This is a genomic window from Micromonospora sp. DT228, assembly GCF_049841595.1.
In the GTDB taxonomy this organism is placed as follows: Bacteria; Actinomycetota; Actinomycetes; order Mycobacteriales; family Micromonosporaceae; genus Micromonospora.
Window position 1 is genome coordinate 35,825 of the sequence record NZ_JBNCKO010000026.1, and the last position, 24,111, is coordinate 59,935.

Here is a 24,111-nt window from a genome sequence, read left to right on the forward strand (position 1 = left end):
TTACACTTTCTGGGAGTTGAAGCATGTCCTCGTACTCCGAAAAGTCTGTCACGGTGCTGGGCCTGGGGCCGATGGGGCGGGCCCTGGCCGGCGCGTTCGTGGACGCCGGCCTGAAGACCACGGTCTGGAACCGGACCCCGGGCCGGGGACGAAACCTGGTCGAGCGGGGTGCCGTCGCCGCCCGGTCGGCCGAGGAGGCGGTCGCCGCGAGTGGGCTGACGGTGGTCTGCGTGGTGAACTACGACGCCTCGGACGCCATCCTGAGAGGCGACGCGGTCACCGACGCGCTCAAGGGACGCACGGTGGTGAACCTGACCGCGGACACTCCGGGCCGAGCCCGGGACACCGCGCAGTGGGCCGCCGGGCACGGCATCGGGTACCTGGATGGAGCGATCATGACGCCGATCACCTCCATCGGGACGCCCGCCGGATTCTTCCTCCACAGTGGTCCGTCGGATCTCTACCGGGAGCACCGGCAGGTGCTGGACGCGCTGGACGGCACCCACACCCACCTGGGCGAGGAGATCGGCCGGGCCGCGGCGTACGACATCGCGTTGCTCGACGTCTTCTGGACCGCGATGATGGGCTATGCGCACGCGTTGGCGGTGGCGCGGGCGGAGGGTGTCACCGCGCGGGAGCTGGCACCGTTCGCCGCCGGCATCGGCGCGATCCTTCCGCCGATCTTCGAGCAGGCCGCCGAGGAGGCGGACAGCGGCAGCTACTCCGGCGAGGACAACCCCATCACCTCGGCGGTGTCGTCGATGGCCCACATCGTCCACGTCTCCGAGGCCCACGGCATCGACGCGGGCGTGATGCGCGCGGCCGAGGGCATGGCCCGCCGCGTGATCGGACTGGGCCACGGCGCCGACGGGTTCACCCGGGTCACCGAGGTGCTGGGGCGCTCTCGCCTGCTGCCTACGAGCGTGCCGTCCGGGCGGCACGGCGACGCTCGGTGAGCCGCCGCGCCTTCACCACGTTGCCGCAGTCGGCCATGCGGCACCAGCGGCGGGACCCGCTGCGGCTCTGGTCGAGGAACAGCCAGCCACAGCCACCTTCGCGCACCGGGCAGCGGCGCACCCGGGTCAGGTCGGCCGTCAGCATGACGTCGAGGGCGGCCCCGGCGATCCGGTCGGGCACCAGCATGGCCGGCACCGTGCCGTAGGTCAGCCGCACCCGCGACGAGTCGAGCACGAATCGTGCTCGGGCGGCCGCGCCGGACCAGCGCTGGTGGAGGGCGACGAGCGCGGCGCCGGCCGCGACCGGGTCACCCGCCGTCGCGCCGTCCGTGTCCGTGATCGTCGCGAGCAGGACGAGATGCAGTCCTTCACGGATGTCCCGCACGGCGGCCAGTCCCGCCTGCGCCGCTGCGGGCTCGTCGCACCACGCCCGGTCGACCTGGTCGGCCTCCCCGTCGCTGAGTACGCCCACCCGAACCGACCAGCGCAGCAGGGCGGAGCTGTCGGACAGGAAGTCGTGCGGCGACCCGCCCCCTCGTTCGAGTGTGTTGACCAGGTCGAGCACCGGGTGCCCGCCGACCAACGGCAGCTGGGACACGTCGAGTGGCATGTCGAAAAGGCTACCCCCTAAGCCATCGAAGGAGGTTACGCACCGATCGGGAAACGAGATTTCCGTCGGTCTATGCTACCGTCAAAACCAGGTTAGCTGGAATCACGCCGGCGCGGCTTAGACTGCGTCCAGGATCTGGGGGTGGCCGATGGCGCACCGACGTCGCGCGGCCTATGCCCTCGCCGCACTGTCCGCCGCCACCTTCTGTTACGTCACCACCGAGGTGCTTCCGATCGGGTTGCTCACCCTCATCGCGCCAGACCTGGGGCGCTCCAGATCCGAGGCCGGCCTGCTGGTGACCGGGTACGCCGTGGTGGTCATGATCGTGGCGCTCCCGCTGACCCGGGTCACTCGGCGAGTGCCCCGACGCCCGCTGCTCGCCGGCGCACTCGGTGTGTTCGCCGCGGCGACGACGGTGTCGGCCCTCGCGACCTCCTATGAGGTGCTGCTCGCCGCGCGGCTGGTGTCCGCCACCACCAACGGGGTCTTCTGGGCGGTGGTCTTCCCCGTCGCGATCTCGATGTTCCCCCCGGACATCCGAGGCCGCATCGTGGCTCGACTGTCGATCGGCAACGCCCTCGGCCCGGTCCTCGGCGTGCCACTGAGCACCTGGTTGGGCGGGCAGGCCGGGTGGCGGGCCGCCTTCGTCGCGATGGCCGTCCTCGGCTTCGTCACCTGCGTCGCTGTCGCCCTGCTCCTGCCGAGCGTCACGCCACTTCAGGGTGCGGGCGACGTCGGGCCCCTGCCGGATCGACACCGCTTCGTCGTGCTCCTCGTCGCCACCGTCCTCGCGGTCACCGGCGCGATGGGCGCGTTCACCTACATGACAGTCTTCCTCCTCGACGTCAGCGGGTTCGCCGCCGCATCTCTCGGCCTGCTGCTCTTCGTCCAGGGCTCGTTCGGCGTCGCCGGCACCTGGGCGGTCGGCCGGGTGCTGGACCGGTTCCCGCTCGGTGTCGTGCTGGGACTTCTCGGGCTCATCACCGCCGCGATGCTCGGCCTCTACGCGGTTGGCGGGAGCAGGGCACTGACGATCCCGTTGCTCGCCGTGGCGGGGATGTCCTTCAGCTCGCTGATCGCGGGAATCCAGCACCGCGTCATGCAGGTGGCCCCGTCGACCACCGACATGGCGTCGGCCAGCCTCAGCGTCGCGTTCAACGTCGGCCTCGCCGCCGGCTCGCTCATCGGCGCGGGCCTGCTGGCGACGATCGGGGTGCGCGTCATCCCGTTGTTCGGGGGCCTGCTGACGGCCGCGGCGTTCGCGTTGCTCGCCGGCCACGAGATGTCCCGCGGGAGAAGACACCGGGAGACCGCCGGTCGTCATCCCGACCTACCATCGGTCGGACAATCCGTGGCTCAGGTGTGAGTCCGCAGGTCCGGCCACCGACCCGGGCGTGCCCGCGGTAGTGGGCCAGGAGGCCGGCATGACCGAGCAGGTGCCAACCCGCGTGGCGCTGTACACGTCGGCCCGGCACGGCAATCGGCGCGTTGCCGAGTTTCGTTGGCAGCCCGACCAAGCGGTGTCGCTGACCGTCCTCGACCCGGATTGGAGCGCGCTCGCCCAGGATTTTCACGACAACGGCGTGCCGGTCGGCGCGGAACGGGTGCCGCCCGAGGCCGGTCCGGAATTCATGCGGGCCCTGCTGCAACGTTTCCGGATGAGCTACTACCGGTTCGTGGACGAGAGCGACTGAGCCGACGAATCCGCCGGCTGCCGTCCCGGCTGATCCGTCGCCGGCCCCGACGCGGACGGGCCCGGCGCGGAGCGTGGTGCTCCGCGCCGGGCCCGTGACGTCGAGCGGGGTCAGCTGGCCGCACAGACGGCCGTCGCGCCCGGACCGGTGCCGGTGCCCTGGAAGCCGAAGTTCGTCGACTGCCCTGCGCCGACCCGTCCGTTGTAGCCCACGTTCGTGTAGCTGATGGTCCCGCTGGTGCCGCTGGCCTGGGCGCTCCAGACGCCGGTGACCGCCGCGCCGCTGGGCAGCGTGATGGTCGTGGTCCAGCCGTTGATGTCCGCGGAGCCGGCGGTGACCGTCACGCTCGCGGTGAAACCGCCGGACCACTGGTTGACCACCACCGACGCGGAGCAACCGTTACCGGTCGGCGGCGGGGTGGTCGGCGGAGCCGTGGTCGGCGGCGCGGTCGTCGGCGGAGCGGTTGTCGGGGGCGCCGTGGTCGGGGGCGCCGTGGTCGGCGGCGCGGTCGTCGGCGGCGCCGTGGTGGGCGGATTGGGCACGCCGTTGGCCAGGCTGTAGGCCAGGTCGGGCTGGAACGAACCGGCCGTGTAGCGGCAGCCGTCCGCCTCACCCGGCGGCTTCACCCAGAGGTACGCGTCGATGTTGCTGTCGCCGGTGTTCGTCGTCGGGTACTGCCCGATGCGCCTGTCGCTGTTGTCGTCACCGCACCAGTCACCACTGGCGCCACCGTTACGGCTGGTGTCGATGACCTGGCGCTTGCCCGAGATGCCCATGCCGTTGAGGGCGGAGATGACCGCCCGGCCAAAGTTCGCCTCGCTGGAGGTGGAGTTGTAGTTCGACACGTTGCTGAAGAAGCCGTCGGCGTACTGCACGCCGGCCGCCCGGAGCCGATTGGCCGTCTCACCCGCGCTGTTCCAGGTGGAGTGACCGGCGTCGAGGTACACCTTGGCGTTGGGGTTGCCCGACTTGATGGTCCGGGTGGCCGTCGAGATCGCCTGGTTGCGCGCGTTGATCTCGCCGCTGCTCAGGCACGTCAGCAGGGCGAGCGAGTCGGTTTCCAGGATGATGATGACGGTCTGGTTGCCCAGTCCCCGGGCGAAGTTGGACACCCACGTCTGGTACTGGTTGAGGTCAGGCGCCCCACCGGCGCTCGCCCCGCCGCAGTCCCGGTTGGTGATCTCGTAGACCGCCAGCACCGGGATCTGCTGTGCCGCGTTGGCGGCACCGATGAACCCGGACACCTCGGACTGCACCGTGGAGGGGTTGAAGTTCGCGAACCAACGGGCCTGCGGCTGACTCGCGATCTTGTCGCGGATGACGGCCGCCCGCGAGTCGCCGGGGTTGGCGGCGACCCAGCGGACGACTGCCGAACTCGGGTCGCGGTAGAGCGATCCGGACAGCGTGCCGGCGGAGGCACTGCCGACGGTGAGGCAGACGCCGACGGCGGTGGCGCCCGCGACGGCCGCCAGGCTGGTGGCTACCGATCTGCGGCGGAGCGAGGAGAGGATAGCCACGACGTGTTGCCTCCTGGTCACATAGACGTTTCCAAGTTTGTGGGAGCGTTCCCATGGACGGTAGCGGAGGCACGCTTCGCTGCCAAGACGTGGAGGCCTATCGATGCAACGCCGGACTGTTGTCGGCGGCCCGCAGCGGTGGCCACTGCCGCTCGGTCCAGGCCCGCAACAACCACTCCATCGGCCCGTACTGGAACCGCGCCATCCACGCCGCGCTGACGGCGAGCTGCACGCCGTAGATCGCGACCGCGATGAGGATGACGACAGCGGGTGCGACAGTGCCGGCGAGGCCCAGACCAACGCCCGTGAACACCAGCACGCAGAGCAGCGACTGACCCAGGTAGTTCGACAGGGACATCCGGCCGGCCGGCGCGAGTACGGCGACGACCCGCCGCCCCCGGTCACTCCTGAAGAACTGGAGCAGGCTGGCCGCGTACGCCGCCGCGAGCAGAGGCGCGGTGAGCACGCCCGCCGTCAGACCGGTCAGGTTGGCGGTGCCCCCACCCGAAGCGAAGATCACGCCACCGGCCAGGCCGATCGGATAGCCCACCTGCTGCACCCGGCGCAGGAGCTGCCGGTTCTCGCCGACGGTGGCGAGTAGCCGGCGTCGCCCGGCCGCGTAACCGAAGAGGAAGGCCGAGAAGGCGAGCGGCCCCTGCACGAGGAGCGCGCCGAACATCGCCGGCAGCGAGCGTACGTGCTCGGCGATCACCGAGCCGAGCCCACCCTGCAGTGCCTCGGTCGACCGCTGCCCGGCCGCGAGTGCCGTCGCCGGATCGGTGACCAGCTCCACCCCTCCCGTGGCGGCGAGCGCGAGGACGAAGCCGATCCCGCCGGTCACCAGTACGGCGATACGCACCGCGGTCCCGACGCTGACTCGCCGCATGGCGAACAGGCCCAGACCGAGCAATGCGTACGTGGTCAGGATGTCGCCGTGGAACAACAGCACCGCGTGCAGGATGCCGAGCACGAAGAGCCCGGCCAGTCGTCGCCGGAATCGTGGCGCGAAGTCGACGTTTCGCCGTGCGGCGGAATCAAGCTGGAGCGTGAAGCTGTAGCCGAACAGAAAGGAGAAGAGCAGATACGCCTTCATCGCGAAGAGCGCCTCGACCAGCCACACGACCGCCTGGTCACCCCACGAGTCGTGCGCGGGATCCGGAACCAACTGGAAGGAGTAGCCGGAGGCGAAGAACGCGATGTTGACGATCAGGATGAGGAGCAGCGCCGCGGCGCGCAACGCGTCGACGTCGACGATCCGGGTGGGCTTGTTGGACGGTGCCCGATTCCTGGCAATCGGATCTTCGATGGAAGGGTTCATTGGCCACCTCCGGAGCATCAGGAGTTGTGTTTAATGACTCTCCCGTAACGCTAGGAAGTAGCCCGTCCGGATGACAGCCAGCGAGCGGGAAGGCTGCCGGTGGGGTTGGCCCTACCCCCAGACACCCTCTCCGTGATCGCAACCTGCCGGACACAGCATTGACATACTTCACTGCCCGATCTAGCGTCGGGTCGAATCGATTCGAGGTCGAGGCGGGGCTCCGGCACCGTCCGGCGACCGGTCGAAGGTGTCGGGCATCCACGGTGTCGGCCACCGACGATTCGACGACCAACTGGTCCCGCGCGGTCGCCGTGGACCCCTGTGCCTGAGTCAGTTCGTGTCGAGTGGCAGGAGCCCCATCATGACAAGACGTAGACCCATCCTTGGTCTTCTGGCAACGGCCGCGGCCGTCGTCGTGACCGTGAGCGCGGGGGCACTGGCCGGCGGCCTGGGCACCACCGCGTCGGCCGCGGACATCGCCCCGGCCGCGGCGACCGCCGGATGCGGCAAGGCACCCACGTTGACAAGCGGTCAGCGGACCATCCAGAGCAGCGGCCAGAACCGTAGCTTCATCCTGCGGATCCCGGACAACTACGACCGGAACCACCCGTACCGGTTGATCTTCGGATTCCACTGGAACGGCGGCACCGCCGGCGACGTCGACGGTGGCGGGTCGGACGGGGCTGCCTGGTCCTACTACGGGCTGCGGCAGCAGGCGAACAACAGCACCATTTTCGTCGCCCCCCAGGGCAATGGCAACGGCTGGGCCAACCCCAACGGCCAGGACGTCACGTTCGTCGACAACATGATCAGCCTGATCGAGGCGGACCTGTGCGTCGACACCACGCAGCTCTTCGCGCTCGGCTTCAGTTACGGCGGAGGCATGAGCTACTCGCTTGCCTGTTCCCGGGCGACAGTCTTCCGCGCCGTCGCGGTCTACTCCGGCGGGCAGCTCAGCGGCTGCAGCGGTGGCACCCAGCCGATCGCGTACATGGGGATCCACGGCCTCGGGGACTCGGTGCTCAACATCTCCGCCGGACGGTCCCTGCGGGACAGGTTCGTGCGGAACAACGGGTGCACCGCGCAGAACCCGCCCGAGCCACGAGCGGGCAGCCTGACCCACATCACCACCACCTACTCCGGCTGCCGATCCGGCTATCCGGTGGTGTGGGCCGCCTTCGACGGTGGGCACGGCCCCGGCCCGGTGGACGGCGGCGGCGAAAGCGGCGCCCGGACCTGGACCAAGGGCGAGGTGTGGAGGTTCTTCACCCAGTTCGGCAGCACCGATCCGACACCGACCCCGACCACGTCGCCGACCACGTCGCCCACCGGCAGCCCGACCACCCCGCCGCCGGGCGGCACGTCGGCCCTGCGTAACGCGTCCTCGGGGCGGTGCCTGGACGTCAACGGCGGCGCGCAGACCAACGGCGCGACGGCGATCATCTGGGACTGCCACGGCCAGAGCAACCAGAGCTGGACCGCGACGGCCGCCGGCGAGCTGCGCGTCTTCGGCGGAAAGTGTCTCGACGTCAGCGGCGCCGGCACCGCGAACGGCAGCTCGGTGATCATTTGGGACTGCAACGGCCAGTCCAACCAGCGGTGGACGGTCAACGCCAACGGCTCGATCACCGGCGTTGGCTCGGGCCGGTGCCTGGACGTGGTCAGCAGCGGTACGGCCAACGGCACGCGCGTCCAGATCTGGGACTGCAACGGCGCGGCCAACCAACGATGGAGCCGCAGCTGAACCCGGCGAACGTGGCGGGATAGCAACGGTAGATCCGGCTCGGCGGCGGAACCACCCGGTTTCGCCGCCGAGCCGCGCCGCTGGCAGAGCATGTCGGCGCCTCCGTTGGTTGAATATGCTCGACGGGTGGAGGACAACGATCAGGCCGTGCTGGCCGGGATGCTCGAGTCGGCAGAGGAGGCCGCTCCGGTCGAGGCGGTCGAGGCCGTCACCGGCACCATCGCCACGGCGTTGGAAGCGCTCGACGTCTCGCTGCTCATCGCCGACCTCAGCGGCCGGGCACTGGTCCGGCTGACCCACCAGCCGATCACCGGCCGCCCCGGTCGGCGTCAGGGCACAGAGGCCGCCGAGGTTCTTCCGTTCGACGGCGGGCCCTACGAGCAGGCGCTGCGCCAGCAGACCACGCTCGTGCTCCCCGCAGACGGCCACTGGACGGTGCTCGCACCCGTCACCGAGCGCGGCGAGGCCATCGGCCTGCTGGAAATCGGCCTGCCCGACGAGCCGGACGCCGCCGCGATCGCGGAGATCGCCCGCACCGCACACGCGCTGGCGTTCGTGGTCATCGCCAACCGCCGGCACACCGACCTGTTCGAATGGGGGCAACGCAGCACCCCGTTCACGCTCTCCGCCGAGATCCAACGCCGCCTGCTGCCCGCCTCGTTCACCTGCGAGGCCGGCTCGTTCGCGCTCTCCGGCTGGCTGGAGCCCGCCGCGAGCATCGGCGGGGACACCTTCGACTACAGCGTGGCCCGCGACGTGCTGCACGTCAGCGTCACCGACGCGATGGGCCACGGCGTGGCCAGCGCGTTGACCGCCACCCTCGGCGTGGGTAGCCTGCGCAACACCCGCCGCCGCGGCGACAGCCTGGTCGCGCAGGCCGAGGAGGCCAACCGGGCCGTCGCCGAGCACGCAAACGTCCGCGGCGCCTACGTGACCGCCGTGCTGGGCCGTATCGACCTGAACACCGGGCGGTGCGAGCTGCTCAACGCCGGGCACGTTCCGCCGATGCTGGTCCGGGGCGGCCGGGCCGCGCCGCTGGAGCTGCCCGCCAACTTCCCGCTCGGCATGTTTCCCGACGAGGGCTTTCGCAGCGGCGTGGTGTCCCTGCTGCCCGGCGACCGGCTGGTCATCGTCACCGACGGCGTGCGCGAACGCAACGCCGCCGACCTGGACCTGCCCGCCGCCCTGCTCGGCATCTCCCACCTGCATCCCCGCGAGGCGGTCCGGGCGCTGTCCGACGCGGTGTTGGCGATCGCCGGGCCGGTTCTGGCCGACGACGCGACCCTGCTCATCATCGACTGGTACGGGGGCGACGGATCGCGGTCGAGCACCTCCGGCGCGGACACCGACCGCGCCAGCACCTTCCCCTAACGACTGTGGTCACGACACCACCCGCGCCGCCTCCTCGGCGTCGTCCACGGTGTCGAAGACGTCGATGACCCGGTCCACCGAGGTGATCGACAACACCGTACGCACCGAGCGACCGACCCCGGCCAGGGAGAGCGAGCCGCCCCGCTCCCGCAGGTCCTTGTAGGCGACCACGAGCGTGCCCAGGCCACTGGAGTCCAGGAAACCGACGCCGCTCAGGTCGACCACCACCACCTTGACGCCGCTCTCCACCAGCTGACGCAGCTGGTCCCGCAGCTCGGGCGTGGTGCTCATGTCGAGGTCGCCGGCGACCTCCACCACGGTGCCGATCCGCCCCTGCCGCGTCGACAGCGTGAAGTCCACGTAACCCCCTCGATACGGCCGTCACCGGCAACTCGGCAACACGTCGCGCCGTACCCACGGTGCCAGAAACCAGCCGCGATCGCTCGTTGACGCGTGCCCCCGGGCACGACGAACGTGGCGGTCCTCACCGACGGGCCTCGTCCAGGCAGGCGGCGTTCGCGCCGACCAGCAGGGGCAGCGCGGCCAGGAACTCCCGCAGCACGTGCCGGGGGTCGTGCTCCCGGGTGTCCGCCACCTCGGCCTGCGCGCCGGCGTCGGCGAAGGCCTGACAGACGTCCCACAGGCTGGCGCCCACGCTGCTCCACTGCCACACGTCGTGCGCCAGCGCCGGCAGCCGCAGCACCGGCGCGGTACCGAAGAGACCGATGCCGTAGCGCAGCGGATCGTCCGGGGAGTTGCCCAGCGACACCATCAGCGGATGCACCCGGTGTGTGCGGGCGAAGTCCTCCACCTCGGGCGCGCCCGGCGCGGTCTCCACCAGCAGGCCGTCCTCCAGGAACTCCGCGACGATCCGGTCCGGGTTGGTCACGCCGAGCCGCGTGGCGGCGTCGATGACCGCAGCCCTGTCCCAGGTCGCGTCGGGCCGGTCGACGGCCCGGTGCGCCGCGGCCCAGACCGCAAGGGCCTGCGGGTCCTCGATGGTCACCGAGAGGCGGCCGATGCTCAGCGAGTGGTACCGCACCGGGGCACCGACGGCCGGGTGGAACTCCCCGGTGTAACGCCCCACCGGCAGGATCAGCGAAGCGGCCATCGCGGGGTTCCTCGTCCTGTCGGTCACGGCAGCGGCTCCAGGTAGACGACGCTGGCCACGAGCAGGAGATGGATGGTGCGGAGGAACGAGGTGAGGAGCTGTTCCGGGTCGACCAGGTCCGGTTCGGTGCCGCCGGCCTCCCGTTCCTCGTTCGCGAGCGCCTGGCACATCGTCCACAGACTCTCCCCGGACGGGCACTGCTCCCACAGGTCGTAGACCGTGCGGGTGACGCTCACCACCGGGCGTTGGAAGAAGCCGATCGACCAGAGCCAGGGTTGCTCGGCGCTGTTGCCCAACCCGAGCATGCGGGCGCCGACCCGGTGCCGGCGAGCGAACTCCACCGCCTCTCCGGGAGCGACCTCGACGGCCAGCCCCTCGGCCAGCAGCCCGTGCAGCAACGACGCACCGTCGACGCCGGGCAGTTGGCCTGCCGCCGCGTCGCATACCGCCGGCACCGTCCAGGGCTGCTCGGCCGGCCGGTCGCCGGTGCCGTGCGCCAGCGCCCACAGGGTGAAGCGCTCGTTGTCCAGCTCCCACACCTCGTCGCCGAGTCGGACCCGGTGATAACGCTCGGTCGAACCGGCCACCGGGTGGAAGGTGCCGAAGAACTCCCCGACCGGCAGCAGCATGGCCTGCGCGGTTTGCGGCGTGCGGGGCTGCTCCTCGTGCTGGGAGTGGCCGGCCTCACCGGGCCAGATCAGTTGCGCCGGCGGCAGGTCAGGCAGCTCGATCGGGGTCAGCCGGCCCAGGAATCTGCCGATCGAGCGGGCGATCGGTACGAGGTGCCGCTCTCGCTCGGCAGCACCAGCCGGACCTGCCGGCCCGCCCAGGCCGGCGTCCGGCAGGAAGTAGACACCCTCCCGTTCCATGTCGCGCTCCCGCAGCGCGAGCACCAGGAGACCGCCGGAGAGGCTCGCGATGACCAGCAGGTCCGGCGACAGCCAGGGATCCCGGTGTACGCGCTGCGCGTGCACCAGGTCGATCGCGGGGTGCTGCGGGTGGACGCCGAGCAGGGGGCGTTCCGGGATGAGGGCGAACGGCAGACCGGGGACGTGATGCTCGACCTCGGGCTGCGCCCCGTTGTTCTGCCCCAACCACCTTCGGTAGTTCGGTGGCAGCTGAGTGCCGAGCTCGGCCTCCACCGCCAGCAACTGCGCCTCGTTCAGCTGACCGTAGGGCCGCAGCCTCATCCCCTTCCAGACGCGGCCGGTAGGTGGCGTCATCACCTCGTTCTCGTCGACCCGGCGGACGATCACCCGCCACTCGTCGGCGCTCTCCATGTCGACGTCCGCGAAACGCCAGGTCTCGTCACCTACGGGGAAGGTCTCGCCCAGGGTGAGGTCGTAGCGAAAGGACTCCTCGTCCCAGTGGGGCATCACGATGATCTCCGCCCGGACCGGAGGGCCCTCGTCGATCCACCGAACGCCGAGCCTGGCCGACCCGGTGACCGCCAGCGCGTTGTGGGGGATGGACTCCACGTCGGTGTGGGAGCGCAACGGCTCTCCTCCCAGCTCTCGTCTCGGCACGGTCACCCGTCCACCTTCGGCCACACCTGCCGGCCCGTGAGGTGGCCTTGTCGACGAGCCTCCACATACTGCTGGAGGATCAGTCGGACTGGCAGGCTCGGGTGCGCCGTCACCACGCCGGTCCGGTAGCGGTGACCGTCCGTGGAGGACTTAGGCATCCACAGGGGAAACTACGCGCAGATGTGCCTCCTTCCCCGTCCGGGAGCCACCTCCGCCCGTAGCGGGAGGTCGGCCTGCTCGTGACGGGCAAGCTCGACTTCCAGCCCAACATGGTCACGCCCCTGGTCGTGGGCGGGCTCGCCGGGTTGGCGCTCGCCCCGCTCGAGACCCGGTCGGCCAAGGACTGGTTCGGCGGCAACTGACGCTGACGACAAACGCTCAGCCGCCGGCCGGCCCACTGTGTCGTTCCCGCAGCGGTCCGGCAGCCCATTCGGCGGCCACCCGGAGCGGGTCACCGGTGCGGAAGAGCGGCGGTTCGTGCAGCAGGAAGTCCCGGTGGCTGATGTTCCAGGCGTACGCGCCGGCCATGGCGAAGGCCAGCACGTCACCCACGCCGATCGGCCCGGCGGTGGCCGAGGAGGACAGGACGTCCTTCGGGGTGCAGAGCTGCCCGACCACGGTGACCGGCCCGCCGTCGGTGCGCGCCGCGTCGGACCCGCGCCGCCGGTGCACGGTGAACGGCTGCGGGTGGCCCTTCGCCGCAGGCGTGCGCAGGTGGTGGGTGCCGCCGGCCACCACCGCGAACCACTGGCCGTGCGAGCGCTTCACGTCGATGACCTCGGTGAGGTACGCCCCGCAGTAGACGGTGACCGACCGGCCCGGCTCGATACGCAGCCGCACCCCGGGGTGCGCGTCGAGGACGTCGGCCAGCGCCCGGCCGTAGCCGACCCAGTCGAATCGTGCGGCCGGGTCGGCGTAGTCGACGGCCATCCCCCCGCCGACGTCGACCTCGGCGGCACCGACCTCGGTGACCGCCCACTCGACCACGGCGGTGGCGACCGCGCCGGCGAGCGGGGCGTCCAGCCCGCTGGCCAGATGCGCGTGGACTCCGCGTACGTCGATGCCGGCGGGCGGGCGGCGCGCACACTCCACCACATCGGCCGGGTCCATGCCGAACGGGCTGGGACCGCCACCCATGAGCAGGCTCGCGCCGGGCGCGTCGACCGGCAGGTTCACCCGCAGCAGCACCTGGGCGGACCGGCCCGAGGCGGCGGCCAGCGCGCCGAGTCGCCGCAGCTCGGCGGGAGACTCGACGTGGATGCGGCGTACTCCGGCGGCCAGCGCGGCGGCGAGGTCCGCGTCGGTCTTGCCCGGCCCGGCGTACGCGGCGGCGGCGCGGCCCGGCAGCACCTCGGCCAGTCTCCGCAGCTCGCCCCGGCTCGCGGCCTCGAACCCGTCGACGACCGGGGCGAGGGTCCGCAGTACGCCGGGGTCCGGGTTGGCCTTCACCGCGTAGAGCAGCTCCACCGGCCGGGGCAGCGCCGCCCGGATGGCTCCGGCGTGTGCGGCCAGCGCGTCGAGGTCGTGGACGTAGACCGGGCGGGTCACCGGGCCCGGCCCATCGGGTTGGGCACCGGCACGAACGGTGCGGCCCGGTCCGCGTCGCGTCGCCAGCGCACCAGGAGGTTGGCCTTCGCCACCAGCGGCTCGCCGTTGAGCAGCGCGCGCAGCTCGGGCGGATCGTCGAGGTCGGCGGCGACCGCCTCGACGACGGCCCGCAGCTCCTGCCACAGCCGCCGTTCGATGCCCGGCCGCGCGTCGCAGAGGGCCCCGCTGATACCACCGAGGTGGTTGACGAACAGGCAGTAGACGATCCGGTGGCGGGCGTCTGAGGGGCCGTAGCGGACCTGCGCCGGAACGCCGTCCGGCCAGGTGGCCCACCTGTCGGCGGCGAGCTTCACCCCCTCCAGGTCGCGCAGCAACATGTGTACCGGTCGGCGGTCGGGGTCGAGCACGACGACCACGTTCTGCAGGTGCGCCTCGTGCACCACGCCGTGGCTGAGCCAGGAGCGCAGGACCGCCGGCACCAGCAACTCCACGTACGCCCGCCACCAGGCCACCGGGTCCGGTGTCGCCAGCGGCTCGGCGGCCAGCGCCGCCGCCAGGATCGGGGTGTCCCCGGGTCGCAGGTGCGGGCGCAGACCGGTGCGCAGGATCGTCCCGTACGCCTCGTCCGGGCCGGGGACGTCGACAGTGCGGTAGGCGGGCTCGGCGAGCAGCCCGACCCCGTCCGGCAGCGGCACCCGGGCCAGCAGATCGGTCAGGGCGACCGCGCCGGTCAGTTCGTACCTGGCGTTCTTGCGCAGGCAGTTGGTGATCCGCACGTGCAGGCTGGTCTTGACGAACAGGTCGGCCGCCGGGGCGTAGAGGGTGCGGACGCTTGCCGTCGGCCGCACCGGCACGCCGGCCTCCCCCAGGTCACGCAGCCCGGGGTGGGTCGGCGGGAGCAGTGACAACTGCCAGGGATGCACCGGCAGGACGCGGTGCCCGCGCGGGGGCCGGGGCGGGTCGAGGGCGGCCATCAGCGCATCGAACGGTCCGACGCCGGCGACCAGGTCCTCCGGTACGGCGAGCCAGTGCAGCCGGAACGAGGTGCGCAACTCCGGCGCGTACGCCCGCCAGTGGTCCGGGTCGCCGCTGCGCCACTTCGGGGTGGGATGGTGCGGGTGGCCGAAGACAAGTGACTGCTCCGAGTCGACGTACGCGTCGATGGCGGGCTCGCCGGTGGGGGCGGGATCCTCGGCCGGGCGTTCGGCCAGCAGCCGGGCCACGGTGTCCCGGCTGGCCCGGACCTGCTCGACGAACTCGTCGTTCGCCAGACCGGTCCGGGTGGTGAGTTCCGCCGCGACCAGGGCGGCCAGCCCGTCGGCGTCCAGGTTCTCCCAGCGCCCGTCGTCGGTCATCCGCTGCACCGGGCCGGCGTAGCGGTGCGCGCCGAGCGGCGCGACCCGCGCGACGGCGCAGCGCAGCGTGACGTGCGGGTGGCGCAGCAGCACCCGGGCGGCACCGTCGACGACGATCGGGGCACCGTCCGGCGGGGCGAGCTCGCGGATCAGGCAGCCGAAGACGGCGTGGGCGGCGGCCAGGTCGGCGAGCTGGCCGGTGGCGGTGACCGGCCGGGGGCACAACCGCACGCTCGTCATCGTGTCTCCCGGAGGTAGTTCGGGCCGGTACGCAGGTAGTACTTGTTGATGTCGGCGCAGCCCAGCCGCTGCTTGGGCAGCAGGGTGCCGGCGGTGAGCATCGCCTTGATGGGCAACTGGGCTGCGCGCAGGACCTGGTCGGTGAAGGTCCGTGCCGCTGGCCCGTCGCCCCACCGGTCCCGGGCGGCGGCGAGCCGGGGCGCCAGCGCCTCGGCGGGGGACGGCACCGGCAGCCCTCGGGCGGCCAGGGCGACCAGGGGCGCGGCGGCGGCCAGGTGCAGGGTGATGGTGATGAACACGTCGGCCAGCTCCTGCGGATCGCGCGCCCACATCCGGTCGTCGTGCAGGGTGAGCCCGCGCGGGCCACCGTACCGCGTGTCGAGTCGAGCGCCGTCGTTGTCCTTGTAGAGCAGGCCGGCCGCGCCGTCGGGGTGCACCAGCAGGTGGATGTTCTGCGGGTGCGCCTCCAGGGCGATGCCGTGGCGTAACCACAGGAAGACGTGCCAGTCGAGCAGCAGGTCCAGGTAGGACTCCAGCAGTCGTTCCGGCCGTTCGGGGCTGATCCGGGCCAGGACCGTGCCCGCCACCGGGTCGGTCGCGGCGAGGGCCGCGACCGGCACCACCTGGACCCCGGCCAGGTCGCGCGGAAACCGGCGCAGCAGGAAGCCGCGCCGCTCGTCGCCGTCGACGTGCGCCCAGGTGCTCTCGTCGGCGTGCCGGATCCGCCCGGCGAAGGCGGGTTCGGCGTTCGCGGTCCGGTCGAGCAGCGCCGCGACTGTCGCGCCGTCGGCGAGCGAGCCCGGCTGCAGGGTGCGTCGGTTGCGGGCGCCGAGGCTCGCGGTGGGTAGCGGCAGCTTGAGATGCAGGTACGGGTCCTCATCGAGCGCCACCGTCCGCATGGAGAGGGTGGGCCGCACGGGGGTCACCGGCAGGTCGGTCAGCGGGAGCGCGTCGCGAGCCACGGTGATCGGATGCGCGGGCAGCAGCAGCTGATCCGGTCGCGGTGCGCGCGGCCACCAGGACGGCAGCTCGCCCGCGAGCCGGACGTCCCGGGCGGGGGCCGCGTACCAGCGCAGCGCGAAACGCGGGGCGTGCTCCGGGGCGTACCGGAGCAGTTCGTCGTCGGTGAGACCGTGGCGGCACCTGTCGGTGGGGTAGACGGGGTGGCCGTGGTGGGCGGCGAGCACGTCGTCCAGGAGCGCCGCCGGCAGACCGGTCGGGGTGCTCGCGCGCGCGGCGGCCACCTCGGCGAAGACCCGTGGTCGGTGCCGGGCGGCGAGCCGCCGGGCCCGGAGGTCGGCGCGGCACTCGGCCCCGAAGTCGCGCCAGCCGGCCACCGCCTCGGCGTTGTCCCGTGGGGCGAGCAGCGTCAACAGCCCGGCCAGGGTGTCCGTCCGGTGGGTGGCGCCGTCGGCCAGCACCAGCACCGTCGGCGCGGCGCTGCGCAGGGCCTGCTGGAAGCCGTCCACCCGCACCGGAATGCGCAGCAGGCCGGCGGGGTGCGGCACCTGCCACCAGCCCGGCCCGTCCGGCCGGCCGGTGCTGAGCAGACCGAGGTGGTCCTCGCGCAGCAGGGCGTCGAGCACCCGGGTGAAGACCTCCCGCTCGCAGTCGTCGCTCACTCGACGATGGTCCACGTGAGGTCGGCGCGGAAGGCCGCCAACGACGCCCGGACGCTGTCCCGGTCCGGGCCGATCGCGTGCAGCACGGCCAGGTAGTCGCGGTTCGTGCCGGTGTGCTCGGCGAAGCGGCCCACCGCGCGCAGCGGGCGGCAGCCCAGCCGGACCTCGCCGTGCCCGGTGTCCAGCGGGCCGGGTGCGGCGGTGAGCCGGCCCGACCGGTCCGCGCAGACGTACTCGACCTGGGCGTACCTGTCCACGGTGGTGGGCAGGCCGAGGGCGGCCACCGGCTCGCCGAGGTGCAGCCGGATGACGTGTTCGAACAGCGGAACGCCGAGCAGCTCGGCGAGGATCAGGTCCATCCGGTCACCGATGAGGCGGTAGTTCACCTCGATGAGCCGGACCCGGCCGTCGGCGGCGACGACGTACTCGGTGTGGCAGGCGCCGAGGCCGACCCCGAGCGCGTCGAGGCACGCCCGCAGCTCAGTGCTCGCCGGCTCCGTCGGGGGTGACCAGGCAAGGCTCTCCTCGGTGAAGGTCGGTGGCGGGCCGAGGGCGGTGCGCCACCCGCCGAGGGAGGCGAGATCCGTGCCGTCGCCGAGGGTTTCGAAGGTCCGCAGCTCCCCGGCGAGATACTCCTCCACCACCAGGGCCGCGTCCGGCCGCCGGCTGCGGATCTCGGCGACCCGGGCGACCAGCTCGGGCCGGTCGGCCACCAGGTACGCGTCCTCGCTGGCCACCCCCTCCCGGGGTTTGACCACCGCCGGAAACATCCCGGCCGAGACCTCCGGCGCGGTGCCGGGGTCGACGGTGACGGTGCGGACCAGGTCGAGGCCGGCAGTCGCGATCGCCCGCCGGGCCGCGGCCTTGTCCTTGCAGAGACGGGCGGCGTCCGGGTCCTTGCCGGGCAGGCCAAGCTTTCGGGCGGCGATCGCGGTGGCCTCCTGGAGATGGTCGCTGTTGGACAGTAGCGCCACCGGCCGGTTCGACGCCGCCGCCGCGACCACCGCGCCCGCGTCCCGGACGGCGCAGCGCGTCACCGGTGCGTCCGCCGGCCATTCCGCGGGCCGGTCGGTCAGCACCGTGGCCGAGAGCCCCAGCGACTCCGCCGCCGGGAGGAACCCTTCCAGGACAGCGTCGGTGGGGTTGAGCGCGGTCAGATAGATCCTCATACCGCCTCCGTCGACGACCCGATGTCGCGATTAGGGTAGCCTATCCTTATTGGGCGATCCCGATCAGCACGGCAGCTCGATCAGCACGGCGGACGGTGGGCGTCAGCTGTTGGCGTTCCAGAAGCCGACGAGGGTGGCGGTCCACCAGCCGAGCTGGGAGAGGGTGGCGGCGGCGACGCCGGGGAGCAGGGCGGACCAGGGTGGACGGCCCCGCACCGCGACGAGTCGTTCCCGGACCCGGCCGAGGAACAGCCCGTTGACCCCGACCAGCAGCACCGCGAGCAGCTTCACCCAGACCAACCCGGACGACGTGTCCGGGCCCAGGGCGGCGCCGCTGGCGAGCAGACCCACCAGGCCCAGCCAGATGAGCAGGTGCGCACCCCGCGCGGCGGTCAGCACGGTGCCGAGCGGTTCCCGGCGCAGCAGCCACCGGAGGCTGAACCAGTCCACCGTCAGCACCGCGCCGAAGCCCACCACCAGGCAGGTCAGGTGGCAGAAGAGGGCAACCATCCGCCAACCCGGCGAGAGGGTGACGTGTGGCGCGGCGAGGATCGCGAGCAGCCATCCGACGCTCACCGTCAGGATCGAGGCGGTGACGGCGGCGCGCCCGGCCGCGCGACGATGGCCACCGCGCCAACCCGCAGTCGGTGTCGAGACAGACGCGTCGGGCGGCGGCGTTCTCCGCGTACGGTGCGTCGCACTCCGAGCGGGGCGGGCTACGTCCGACGTGCCGGCACGGTGCGTCGCACGACGTGACGCGGTCGACGAGGAAATGTCGGCCCGCAGGTCAGCTGCCCGCATCGGCCGGTCCTTTGGGCGGCATGCTCAGTTGACCGGCGCTGCCTCGGGCGCGCCGGGCCGACTGTCCAGGGCGCTCAGCTCGGTGGTCCGCGCCTGCTGGATCCGGCCGGCGAGCGCCCTCAGCTCCGGGCTCCCACCGGCGGTCTGCTCACCCCGGCACAGCACCACCGTCTGCGCGAGGTGCGCTCGGAGCAGGGCAGTCGCCCGGGCCGGCACCTCGGCGTCCGGCGCGCCGCGCAACTCGGCGAGGCTGGCGTCGGTGACCATGCCGGGCATCTGGTGCCCCTCATGGATGTTCAGCTCCGCGACGTTGCCCGCGGCCAGCAGCCCACGGAGGTCCCGCAACTCCGTTTGATGAGCCTCCCGGACCTCGCCGAGAAGGGCCCGCAGCGACGGATCCGCGTCCGCCGGCCGGGTGTCGAGGTGCTCGATCAACGCGAGCACACCCTCGTTCATCGGGATCAGCAGTTGGATGAAGGCGTCGTCGGTGCCGTTGAGCAGCACGGGCGCGGTCGTCACCGGAGCGGTCGGCGCTGCGGTGGGCGGCTGGTCGGGGCTGCCCCAACCCTGGGTGAGACCGACGGCCAGCGCCGTCGCGACAAGGGTCACGGCGACGCCGACGATCCGCCAGGCGCGCGCGGTGGACCCGTGGCGTTCGCCGCCGGTCCGGTGCTCGTCCATTCGTCCGCCCCCGCTCACCGGGCGGCTTGGAACGCGCGGCCGACGACCGTCGCCTCGGTGCCGTCCGTGAACAACCCGGATCGGTCCTGGTCGGTGGCGGGCAGACCGAACCAGGCGTAACGCTGCACGTAGGGCAGTCGACCGAGCATGGCGGTGGCCGCGGTGAGGAAGGCCGCCTGCTGCTCCTGGCTCGGGAACTGTTGACGGCCGGAGTCGAAGCGGATCAGGGCGAACTCGGTGAGCCAGATCGGTTTCCGGTAGCGCTGGTAGACAGCCTGCAGATACTGCCGGAGTTGGTCGACGGCGGTGGCGCTCGTGAAGTCGGCGCCGAACCAGTGCAGCGTGATGAAGTCCACCCGGTGGCCCCGGGCCTGGGCACCGGTCATGAACCGGTCCAGCCAACCCTGCGGATCCGGCCCGCCCCAGGCCACCGCCGGGCTGCCCAGCCTGCTGCCCGTCGCCATCAGCTGCGGCCACAGGTCCAGCGCCTGCTCGACGGTCATGTTCGCCTGCTCGGGCAGGTCCGGTTCGTTGAAGGTGAGCAGGTCCGGCCCGGCCGCCTTCGCCCGGGCCAACTCGGCGGCGGTGACGTTCTCCGCGCCACGGATCATGGGCACGAACGTCACGCCTCGCGGCGTGCTGATTCCCGGGTGCTGGGTGCCCCACGTGTAGTACCAGCCGGCCTTCGAGTTCGCCAGCGCCTGGCTGGCGCCGGCGAAGTTCCACACCCCGACGCCCTTGCGGGCGGAGCTGACCGCCGGGGCGACCGGGGCCTTCGACGAGGGTCGGGCGCTCGGCGACGGCGGGCTGCTCGGCGGGGCGACGGCGGTGGGCGCCGCGGACGGCGGGGCGGCCCACGAGGGCGCTGGTGGATCCTCCGGCAGGATCACCACCGCCGTGGTGATGGCGAGAACGGCCGCGGCCACCCCGGCGGCGAGAGAGGGGAGCAGGCCACGGGGTCGGTTCACCGCGAGGTCGAGAGCGCTCGGGCCGCCGCCCCCATCGGTGGGCACACCACCGGCTGGGCTCTGCCCGGCGGCGTGCCCGGCCGTGGCGGGCTCAGGCCCGACGGCCTGCGCGCCGGCCGGAGACACCGCAGCGCCCGGGAAGTGCGCGCTGAGACCCGCCGGCAACGGCAGCATCGGCATTCCGGCGAGCAGCCGGTCGATCGGCAGCAGGGTGGTGCCCAGCCGCCCGCAGAACGCGCAGTCGCGGACGTGTCGGGCCAGTCGCTTGCGCCACAGCGGGCTGGGAGTGCCATCCCAGTCGGCGGTCGCGACCGCCAGGTCCGGGCAACCAGGGCGGGCGCGCAGCGCGCGGACCACGCCGCGGGCGCTCTGGATCTGCTCCTTCATCCGGTGGATCCGCACCGCGACGTGTCCGGGCGACAGGCTGAGCGCGTCGGCGACCTCGTTGCGGGTGATCTCGCCGGTCTCCTCCAGCCACCACAGCGAGAGCAACTCCTGGTCATCCGGGTCGAGCCAGCGGGTCGCCTCGGCGACCTCGCGTCGTTGGTCGGTGAGACCGAGCCGGAGGATCGTCATGCCGGCGAAGTCGGAGGCGGGGTCGGGCACGTTGTGGATGACGTCGAGCCCGGCGTCGCGGTTGAGCGCCACACGTCGGCGCTGTTCCCAGTCGCGCACCTGCCGGATGGTGATCGCCACCAGCCAGGACCGGTACGCCGCCGGGTCGTTGAGCGCGGGCAGGTGCCGGATCACCCGTACCAACGTCTCCTGGACGACGTCGTCGACGTCGGCGTGGCCCCGCAGCGCACGCCCGACGATGTTGTAGACCAACGGGAGCGAGGCCGCGACGACGTCATCGAGGGCGCGCTGGTCGCCCTGTCGGGCCGCGACGACCAACCCGACATCGGGTAGTGCTCGACCGGCTGACGGCATGGCTGTCACTCCTCAGGTGCTCATCCGCGCGGACCCGCGCAGTGTGCGCTGACCGCCCTCACGTTCGGAGACTGGCACCGGCAGGAGGGATTACAGAATTCTCCGTCGTCGGTGGGCCGGCCGGTCCGGGGTCCGTCGGCGGCGCGTGCGGATCGACAGCGCCGGGTATGGTGCGAGGTATCGGTGTCGCCGGGCATTCGCCCGTGCACGAGACACCCTGATCGGGCGCCGCCGTGCGGCGCCGACCCGGCACTCATCGGGCGAGACGTCCCGTGGCCCGGCCGCACTCCTTCACCGAAGACAGGATCCTGCATGACATCGAACGACAACGGCCGACCGGCCCTGTTTCTCGCCACGTCGAACGCCGACGGGCCGGACGGTTCGGCGGTGCCCGTCGACGGCAGCGCGGAGGCCATGCGCCGGCTGCGCCACCCGTTCGCGGTGCAGCCTGCCCCGCAGAGCCCGACCGCCGGCGACGACGGAGATCGGCGCGCCTGATCCGGCCGCGCGCTCCCGTGCCGGCACCACCTCGCCGCTCACAGTTGGACGACGTGCCCCACCCGTGGCGGCGTACGACCGGCGAGGACGTCGAGCCAGGCGCGTTGGAGGGCCTCCGGCCCGGCACCGACCTGGACGTCGAGCCACCCGCCCACGATGGCGGTGAAGCGCTGCCAGGCCTCGGTGAACCGCTCGTCGAGCCCCGCACGCCCCCAGTCCTGGCCGCGCTTGCGCATCTGGACCGGCGCGAAGAACACCTCTTCGGCGGCGTCGGCGTTGGGCGTCTGGTTGGTGAGGCCGACCGCGATGTCCCGGACCAGCCGGTCGCCGAGTCGCCGACGCAGGGCGGCCCGGGTCGAGGGTGCGCCGGACAGGTCGAGGTAGACGGACGCGACGGCGTCCAGAGCGTCGATGTCGTCGTACGAGACGACCTCGTCGTAGCAGCCGAGCGAGCGGGTGAAGGCCAGGTTGCCGGGCGAGGTGAGCCCGACCAGGCGCGGCCCGCGACCGTGTAGCTCGAACGCGGCGGCGTACGCGGTCTTGCTCGACGCCGACGACAGCAGCAGCGTCTCGGCACCGTAGAAGTCGTTGTCGGCAACCTGGTCGGCCAGCATGAACGAGGTGAAGAACAGCGGCCGGAACAGGATCAGCAGATCTTCCTGGTCGGGCCGGTACGCCGGGTCACCGGTGGTCAACCGGTACGCGTTGTACGGTGACGGCAACTCGGCCCGGTGCGGGCTCGCGTCCCGGAACCCGGACGCGTCCACCCGGTCCGGGCGCACCAGCAGGTGGCCCGCGGGCGGGAGGTAGCCGTAGATCCGCTGCCCCGTCTCGACGCCCGCGACGGTCGACGTGACCACCTCGGCGAAGCCCCAGAGCGGCGGCAGGCCCCACTGCGGCCCGAGCCCGACCGCCGCCGGCGGGAAGAACTCCCAGTAGCGCATCGCGTCGCCGAGGACCGCGTAGGTCACGTTGTTGGCGGTGAGGCCGACCCGGTCCACCCGCAGCAGCGCCTCGCCGTCGGCCACCGTGGGCGGGTCGCCATCGACGAGCGTGGTCTGCCCGAGGTCGTCACGTGCCACGGCGAAGGTCCATGAGTCGGCCATGAGGTGACGCTAGACACCCCTCCGGACCCAGACAAGTGCACTGGGAGTGCAAAATCCCACTCTCGGGTCAGGATCGGGGCGCGGCGAGATCGCGGAGGTGTGCGAGCGGCAGGTGCGGCGGTCGCCACTCCAGGAAGAGGGCCGTGGCGTCGTCCTCCAGCCGGTCGTCCTGGTAGCCGACGACGGCGCGCACCAGGCGACGCATGGTCTCCGGGCTGGGCAACCCGTCGTTGAGGGCGCGGTTGACGAAGTCGACGAGCCGGTCCAACCCGAACTGTTCCCCGTCCGCGCTGCGCGCGTCGGTGATGCCGTCGGTGTAGGCGAGGATGCGGTCGCCCGGGTGCAGTTCCTCCACGTGCACCCTCGGGCGCTGCGCCGACAGGTGGCCCAGCCCGAGCGGCAACGCGGTCGGCCCCGGCAGCTCCCGAATGGCCTTGCCGTCGCGCAGCAACATCGCGCCCGGGTGACCCGCGTTGATCACGCTGAGTCGGCCGGTCCGGTGGTCCAACTCGATGAGCAGCCCGGTCGCGAAGAAGTTCGGATGCTCGGAACGCACCCACCTGTCGATGCTGATCGCCGTGTCGACCAGGTCGAGGCCGCATCGGCGCGCGTTGCGGTACGCGCTGACCACGAGTGAAGCGAGCGTGCTCGCCTTGATGCCGTGCCCGCAGGTGTCGAAGAGCCCGACACTGAGCACGTCGCCGTTGAGCGCGTAGTCGAAGATGTCGCCGCCGACGTCGTAACAGGGTTCGAGGATGGCGGTGATCACCAGGTCGTCGGTGGCGAAGGTCAGCGGCGGCAGCAGCCCCCACACGATCTCGGCCGCGACCTGCATCGGCAGACGGCGTCGCATCCGTTCGACCACGTCACCGTAGAGCCGCCGGTTGACCAGGATCTGGGCGATGTTGACCGCCACCTCCCAGGCTGGCCCGTCCAGGGACGCGTCGGCGGCCGCCGGCGAGACGATCTCCAACACGCCCATCCGTTCGCACCCGAGCAGCAGTGGCACCCAGACCCGGTCCGGGTTGTCGGGCGCGCGCTGGATGTCGAGGTTGGTGAAGGCCCGGCCGGCGAGGGTCGTCTCGATCGACAACTCGTCCCGGACCAGACCCGCGCCGAGCAGCGGCACGAGCAGGGACTGCGTGTAGTCGGCCAGGTAGATCACGATCTCGGTGGCGTCGATGCCGGGGGCCGCCCGGGCGACGAGCTGAGCCAGCTCGTCCGGGCCACTTCGGGGTGCGTTGAGCTGGAGCCACCGCACCATCTCGCCGACGTCGCCCACGCTGCACCTCCCCCGGTCCTCCCCGAACCGTACGGCCACGGCAGGACGTGCGGTGACGCTACCT

The 24,111-nt window shown here is 72.1% G+C and carries 22 protein-coding genes; 7 read left to right on the forward strand and 15 right to left on the reverse strand.

From position 1 onward, the window contains the following. Positions 1-23 precede the first annotated feature (23 nt). Positions 24-956 (forward strand): NAD(P)-dependent oxidoreductase, encoded by a 933-nt coding sequence (locus ACLQ29_RS32790; RefSeq protein ID WP_425775246.1) that lies wholly within the window; start codon positions 24-26, stop codon positions 954-956. Here the strand turns inward: ACLQ29_RS32790 and ACLQ29_RS32795 are convergent. Next, the gene (locus ACLQ29_RS32795) at positions 916-1,566 is read right to left on the reverse strand and encodes a CGNR zinc finger domain-containing protein (RefSeq protein ID WP_425775247.1); all 651 of its coding nucleotides are present in this window, start codon (positions 1,564-1,566) and stop codon (positions 916-918) included. The genes ACLQ29_RS32790 and ACLQ29_RS32795 overlap by 41 nt on opposite strands. Positions 1,567-1,714: 148 nt before the next feature. Here ACLQ29_RS32795 and ACLQ29_RS32800 point away from each other — a divergent pair, with 148 nt between their 5' ends. Both ACLQ29_RS32800 and ACLQ29_RS32805 read left to right on the forward strand, forming a co-directional pair. Then, positions 1,715-2,932 carry an MFS transporter gene (locus tag ACLQ29_RS32800; protein WP_425775248.1) on the forward strand — a complete coding sequence of 406 codons (1,218 nt, stop codon included), beginning with the start codon at positions 1,715-1,717 and terminating at the stop codon, positions 2,930-2,932. 58 nt (positions 2,933-2,990) lie between these two features. Further along, the gene (locus ACLQ29_RS32805; RefSeq protein ID WP_425775249.1) at positions 2,991-3,260 is read left to right on the forward strand and encodes a hypothetical protein; all 270 of its coding nucleotides are present in this window, start codon (positions 2,991-2,993) and stop codon (positions 3,258-3,260) included. Positions 3,261-3,370: 110 nt separating this feature from the next. Here ACLQ29_RS32805 and ACLQ29_RS32810 read toward each other — a convergent pair whose 3' ends face one another. Further along, positions 3,371-4,777: a glycoside hydrolase family 6 protein gene (locus ACLQ29_RS32810; RefSeq protein WP_425775250.1), complete on the reverse strand. Its 1,407-nt coding sequence runs from the start codon at positions 4,775-4,777 to the stop codon at positions 3,371-3,373. Positions 4,778-4,874: 97 nt separating this feature from the next. After that, positions 4,875-6,095, reverse strand: coding sequence for a DUF418 domain-containing protein (locus ACLQ29_RS32815; RefSeq protein WP_425775251.1), 1,221 nt, complete (start codon positions 6,093-6,095; stop codon positions 4,875-4,877). A 361-nt stretch (positions 6,096-6,456) separates the two neighbouring features. Between ACLQ29_RS32815 and ACLQ29_RS32820 the strand changes: the two genes are divergently transcribed. Together ACLQ29_RS32820 and ACLQ29_RS32825 are read left to right on the forward strand one after the other, a co-directional pair. Further along, positions 6,457-7,839, forward strand: coding sequence for a lectin (locus tag ACLQ29_RS32820; protein ID WP_425775252.1), 1,383 nt, complete (start codon positions 6,457-6,459; stop codon positions 7,837-7,839). Positions 7,840-7,965: 126 nt separating this feature from the next. Beyond that, positions 7,966-9,210 (forward strand): PP2C family protein-serine/threonine phosphatase, encoded by a 1,245-nt coding sequence (locus ACLQ29_RS32825; RefSeq protein ID WP_425775253.1) that lies wholly within the window; start codon positions 7,966-7,968, stop codon positions 9,208-9,210. 9 nt (positions 9,211-9,219) lie between these two features. Here ACLQ29_RS32825 and ACLQ29_RS32830 read toward each other — a convergent pair whose 3' ends face one another. The 3 genes from ACLQ29_RS32830 to ACLQ29_RS32840 all read right to left on the reverse strand — a co-directional run bounded on the left by ACLQ29_RS32830 (position 9,220) and on the right by ACLQ29_RS32840 (position 11,817). After that, complete coding sequence (locus tag ACLQ29_RS32830; RefSeq protein ID WP_425775254.1) at positions 9,220-9,570, reverse strand: STAS domain-containing protein; 351 nt, start codon at positions 9,568-9,570, stop codon at positions 9,220-9,222. Positions 9,571-9,694: 124 nt separating this feature from the next. Continuing rightward, a complete protein-coding gene (locus tag ACLQ29_RS32835) occupies positions 9,695-10,321 on the reverse strand; it encodes a hypothetical protein (RefSeq protein WP_425775255.1) in 627 nt (208 codons plus the stop codon). A gap of 23 nt (positions 10,322-10,344) precedes the next feature. Then, positions 10,345-11,817: a DUF6406 domain-containing protein gene (locus tag ACLQ29_RS32840; RefSeq protein WP_425775277.1), complete on the reverse strand. Its 1,473-nt coding sequence runs from the start codon at positions 11,815-11,817 to the stop codon at positions 10,345-10,347. 269 nt (positions 11,818-12,086) lie between these two features. Here ACLQ29_RS32840 and ACLQ29_RS32845 point away from each other — a divergent pair, with 269 nt between their 5' ends. Beyond that, complete coding sequence (locus ACLQ29_RS32845; RefSeq protein WP_425775256.1) at positions 12,087-12,209, forward strand: hypothetical protein; 123 nt, start codon at positions 12,087-12,089, stop codon at positions 12,207-12,209. Positions 12,210-12,225: 16 nt separating this feature from the next. Here ACLQ29_RS32845 and ACLQ29_RS32850 read toward each other — a convergent pair whose 3' ends face one another. The 7 genes from ACLQ29_RS32850 to ACLQ29_RS32880 all read right to left on the reverse strand — a co-directional run bounded on the left by ACLQ29_RS32850 (position 12,226) and on the right by ACLQ29_RS32880 (position 21,161). Continuing rightward, positions 12,226-13,395: an alanine racemase gene (locus tag ACLQ29_RS32850; RefSeq protein WP_425775257.1), complete on the reverse strand. Its 1,170-nt coding sequence runs from the start codon at positions 13,393-13,395 to the stop codon at positions 12,226-12,228. After that, on the reverse strand, positions 13,392-14,990 hold the full coding sequence (locus ACLQ29_RS32855; protein ID WP_425775258.1) for an IucA/IucC family protein: 1,599 nt from the start codon (positions 14,988-14,990) through the stop codon (positions 13,392-13,394). Before ACLQ29_RS32855 ends, ACLQ29_RS32850 begins: the two co-directional genes overlap by 4 nt. After that, positions 14,987-16,612, reverse strand: coding sequence for an IucA/IucC family protein (locus ACLQ29_RS32860; protein ID WP_425775259.1), 1,626 nt, complete (start codon positions 16,610-16,612; stop codon positions 14,987-14,989). The genes ACLQ29_RS32855 and ACLQ29_RS32860 overlap by 4 nt, the downstream gene beginning before the upstream one ends. Beyond that, entirely contained in the window at positions 16,609-17,781 is a 1,173-nt protein-coding gene (locus ACLQ29_RS32865) for an ATP-grasp domain-containing protein (protein ID WP_425775260.1), read from the reverse strand. Before ACLQ29_RS32865 ends, ACLQ29_RS32860 begins: the two co-directional genes overlap by 4 nt. Positions 17,782-17,883: 102 nt before the next feature. Beyond that, entirely contained in the window at positions 17,884-18,357 is a 474-nt protein-coding gene (locus tag ACLQ29_RS32870; RefSeq protein WP_425758354.1) for a hypothetical protein, read from the reverse strand. Between the two features lie 249 nt (positions 18,358-18,606). Next, complete coding sequence (locus ACLQ29_RS32875) at positions 18,607-19,263, reverse strand: DUF305 domain-containing protein (RefSeq protein WP_425775261.1); 657 nt, start codon at positions 19,261-19,263, stop codon at positions 18,607-18,609. A gap of 14 nt (positions 19,264-19,277) precedes the next feature. After that, positions 19,278-21,161 carry a sigma-70 family RNA polymerase sigma factor gene (locus tag ACLQ29_RS32880; protein WP_425775262.1) on the reverse strand — a complete coding sequence of 628 codons (1,884 nt, stop codon included), beginning with the start codon at positions 21,159-21,161 and terminating at the stop codon, positions 19,278-19,280. A gap of 312 nt (positions 21,162-21,473) precedes the next feature. Here ACLQ29_RS32880 and ACLQ29_RS32885 point away from each other — a divergent pair, with 312 nt between their 5' ends. Continuing rightward, a complete protein-coding gene (locus tag ACLQ29_RS32885; RefSeq protein ID WP_425775263.1) occupies positions 21,474-21,659 on the forward strand; it encodes a hypothetical protein in 186 nt (61 codons plus the stop codon). Between the two features lie 38 nt (positions 21,660-21,697). Here ACLQ29_RS32885 and ACLQ29_RS32890 read toward each other — a convergent pair whose 3' ends face one another. Further along, positions 21,698-22,765, reverse strand: a complete 1,068-nt coding sequence (locus tag ACLQ29_RS32890; protein ID WP_425775264.1) for a DUF2855 family protein — start codon at positions 22,763-22,765, stop codon at positions 21,698-21,700. 67 nt (positions 22,766-22,832) lie between these two features. Next, the gene (locus ACLQ29_RS32895) at positions 22,833-24,047 is read right to left on the reverse strand and encodes a PP2C family protein-serine/threonine phosphatase (RefSeq protein ID WP_425775265.1); all 1,215 of its coding nucleotides are present in this window, start codon (positions 24,045-24,047) and stop codon (positions 22,833-22,835) included. Between the last annotated feature and the right edge of the window lie 64 nt (positions 24,048-24,111).

Excerpts from the sequence above, each read along its gene's own strand:
- ACLQ29_RS32805 (WP_425775249.1), top strand. The coding sequence starts at position 2,991 with ATGACCGAGCAGGTGCCAACCCGCGTGGCGCTGTACACGTCGGCCCGG.
- ACLQ29_RS32795 (WP_425775247.1), bottom strand. The coding sequence starts at position 1,566 with ATGCCACTCGACGTGTCCCAGCTGCCGTTGGTCGGCGGGCACCCGGTG.
- ACLQ29_RS32875 (WP_425775261.1), bottom strand. The coding sequence starts at position 19,263 with ATGGACGAGCACCGGACCGGCGGCGAACGCCACGGGTCCACCGCGCGC.
- ACLQ29_RS32880 (WP_425775262.1), bottom strand. The coding sequence starts at position 21,161 with ATGCCGTCAGCCGGTCGAGCACTACCCGATGTCGGGTTGGTCGTCGCG.
- ACLQ29_RS32820 (WP_425775252.1), top strand. The coding sequence starts at position 6,457 with ATGACAAGACGTAGACCCATCCTTGGTCTTCTGGCAACGGCCGCGGCC.
- ACLQ29_RS32855 (WP_425775258.1), bottom strand. The coding sequence starts at position 14,990 with ATGACGAGCGTGCGGTTGTGCCCCCGGCCGGTCACCGCCACCGGCCAG.
- ACLQ29_RS32815 (WP_425775251.1), bottom strand. The coding sequence starts at position 6,095 with ATGAACCCTTCCATCGAAGATCCGATTGCCAGGAATCGGGCACCGTCC.
- ACLQ29_RS32865 (WP_425775260.1), bottom strand. The coding sequence starts at position 17,781 with ATGAGGATCTATCTGACCGCGCTCAACCCCACCGACGCTGTCCTGGAA.
- ACLQ29_RS32890 (WP_425775264.1), bottom strand. The coding sequence starts at position 22,765 with ATGGCCGACTCATGGACCTTCGCCGTGGCACGTGACGACCTCGGGCAG.
- ACLQ29_RS32885 (WP_425775263.1), top strand. The coding sequence starts at position 21,474 with ATGACATCGAACGACAACGGCCGACCGGCCCTGTTTCTCGCCACGTCG.
- ACLQ29_RS32835 (WP_425775255.1), bottom strand. The coding sequence starts at position 10,321 with ATGGCCGCTTCGCTGATCCTGCCGGTGGGGCGTTACACCGGGGAGTTC.
- ACLQ29_RS32790 (WP_425775246.1), top strand. The coding sequence starts at position 24 with ATGTCCTCGTACTCCGAAAAGTCTGTCACGGTGCTGGGCCTGGGGCCG.
- ACLQ29_RS32800 (WP_425775248.1), top strand. The coding sequence starts at position 1,715 with ATGGCGCACCGACGTCGCGCGGCCTATGCCCTCGCCGCACTGTCCGCC.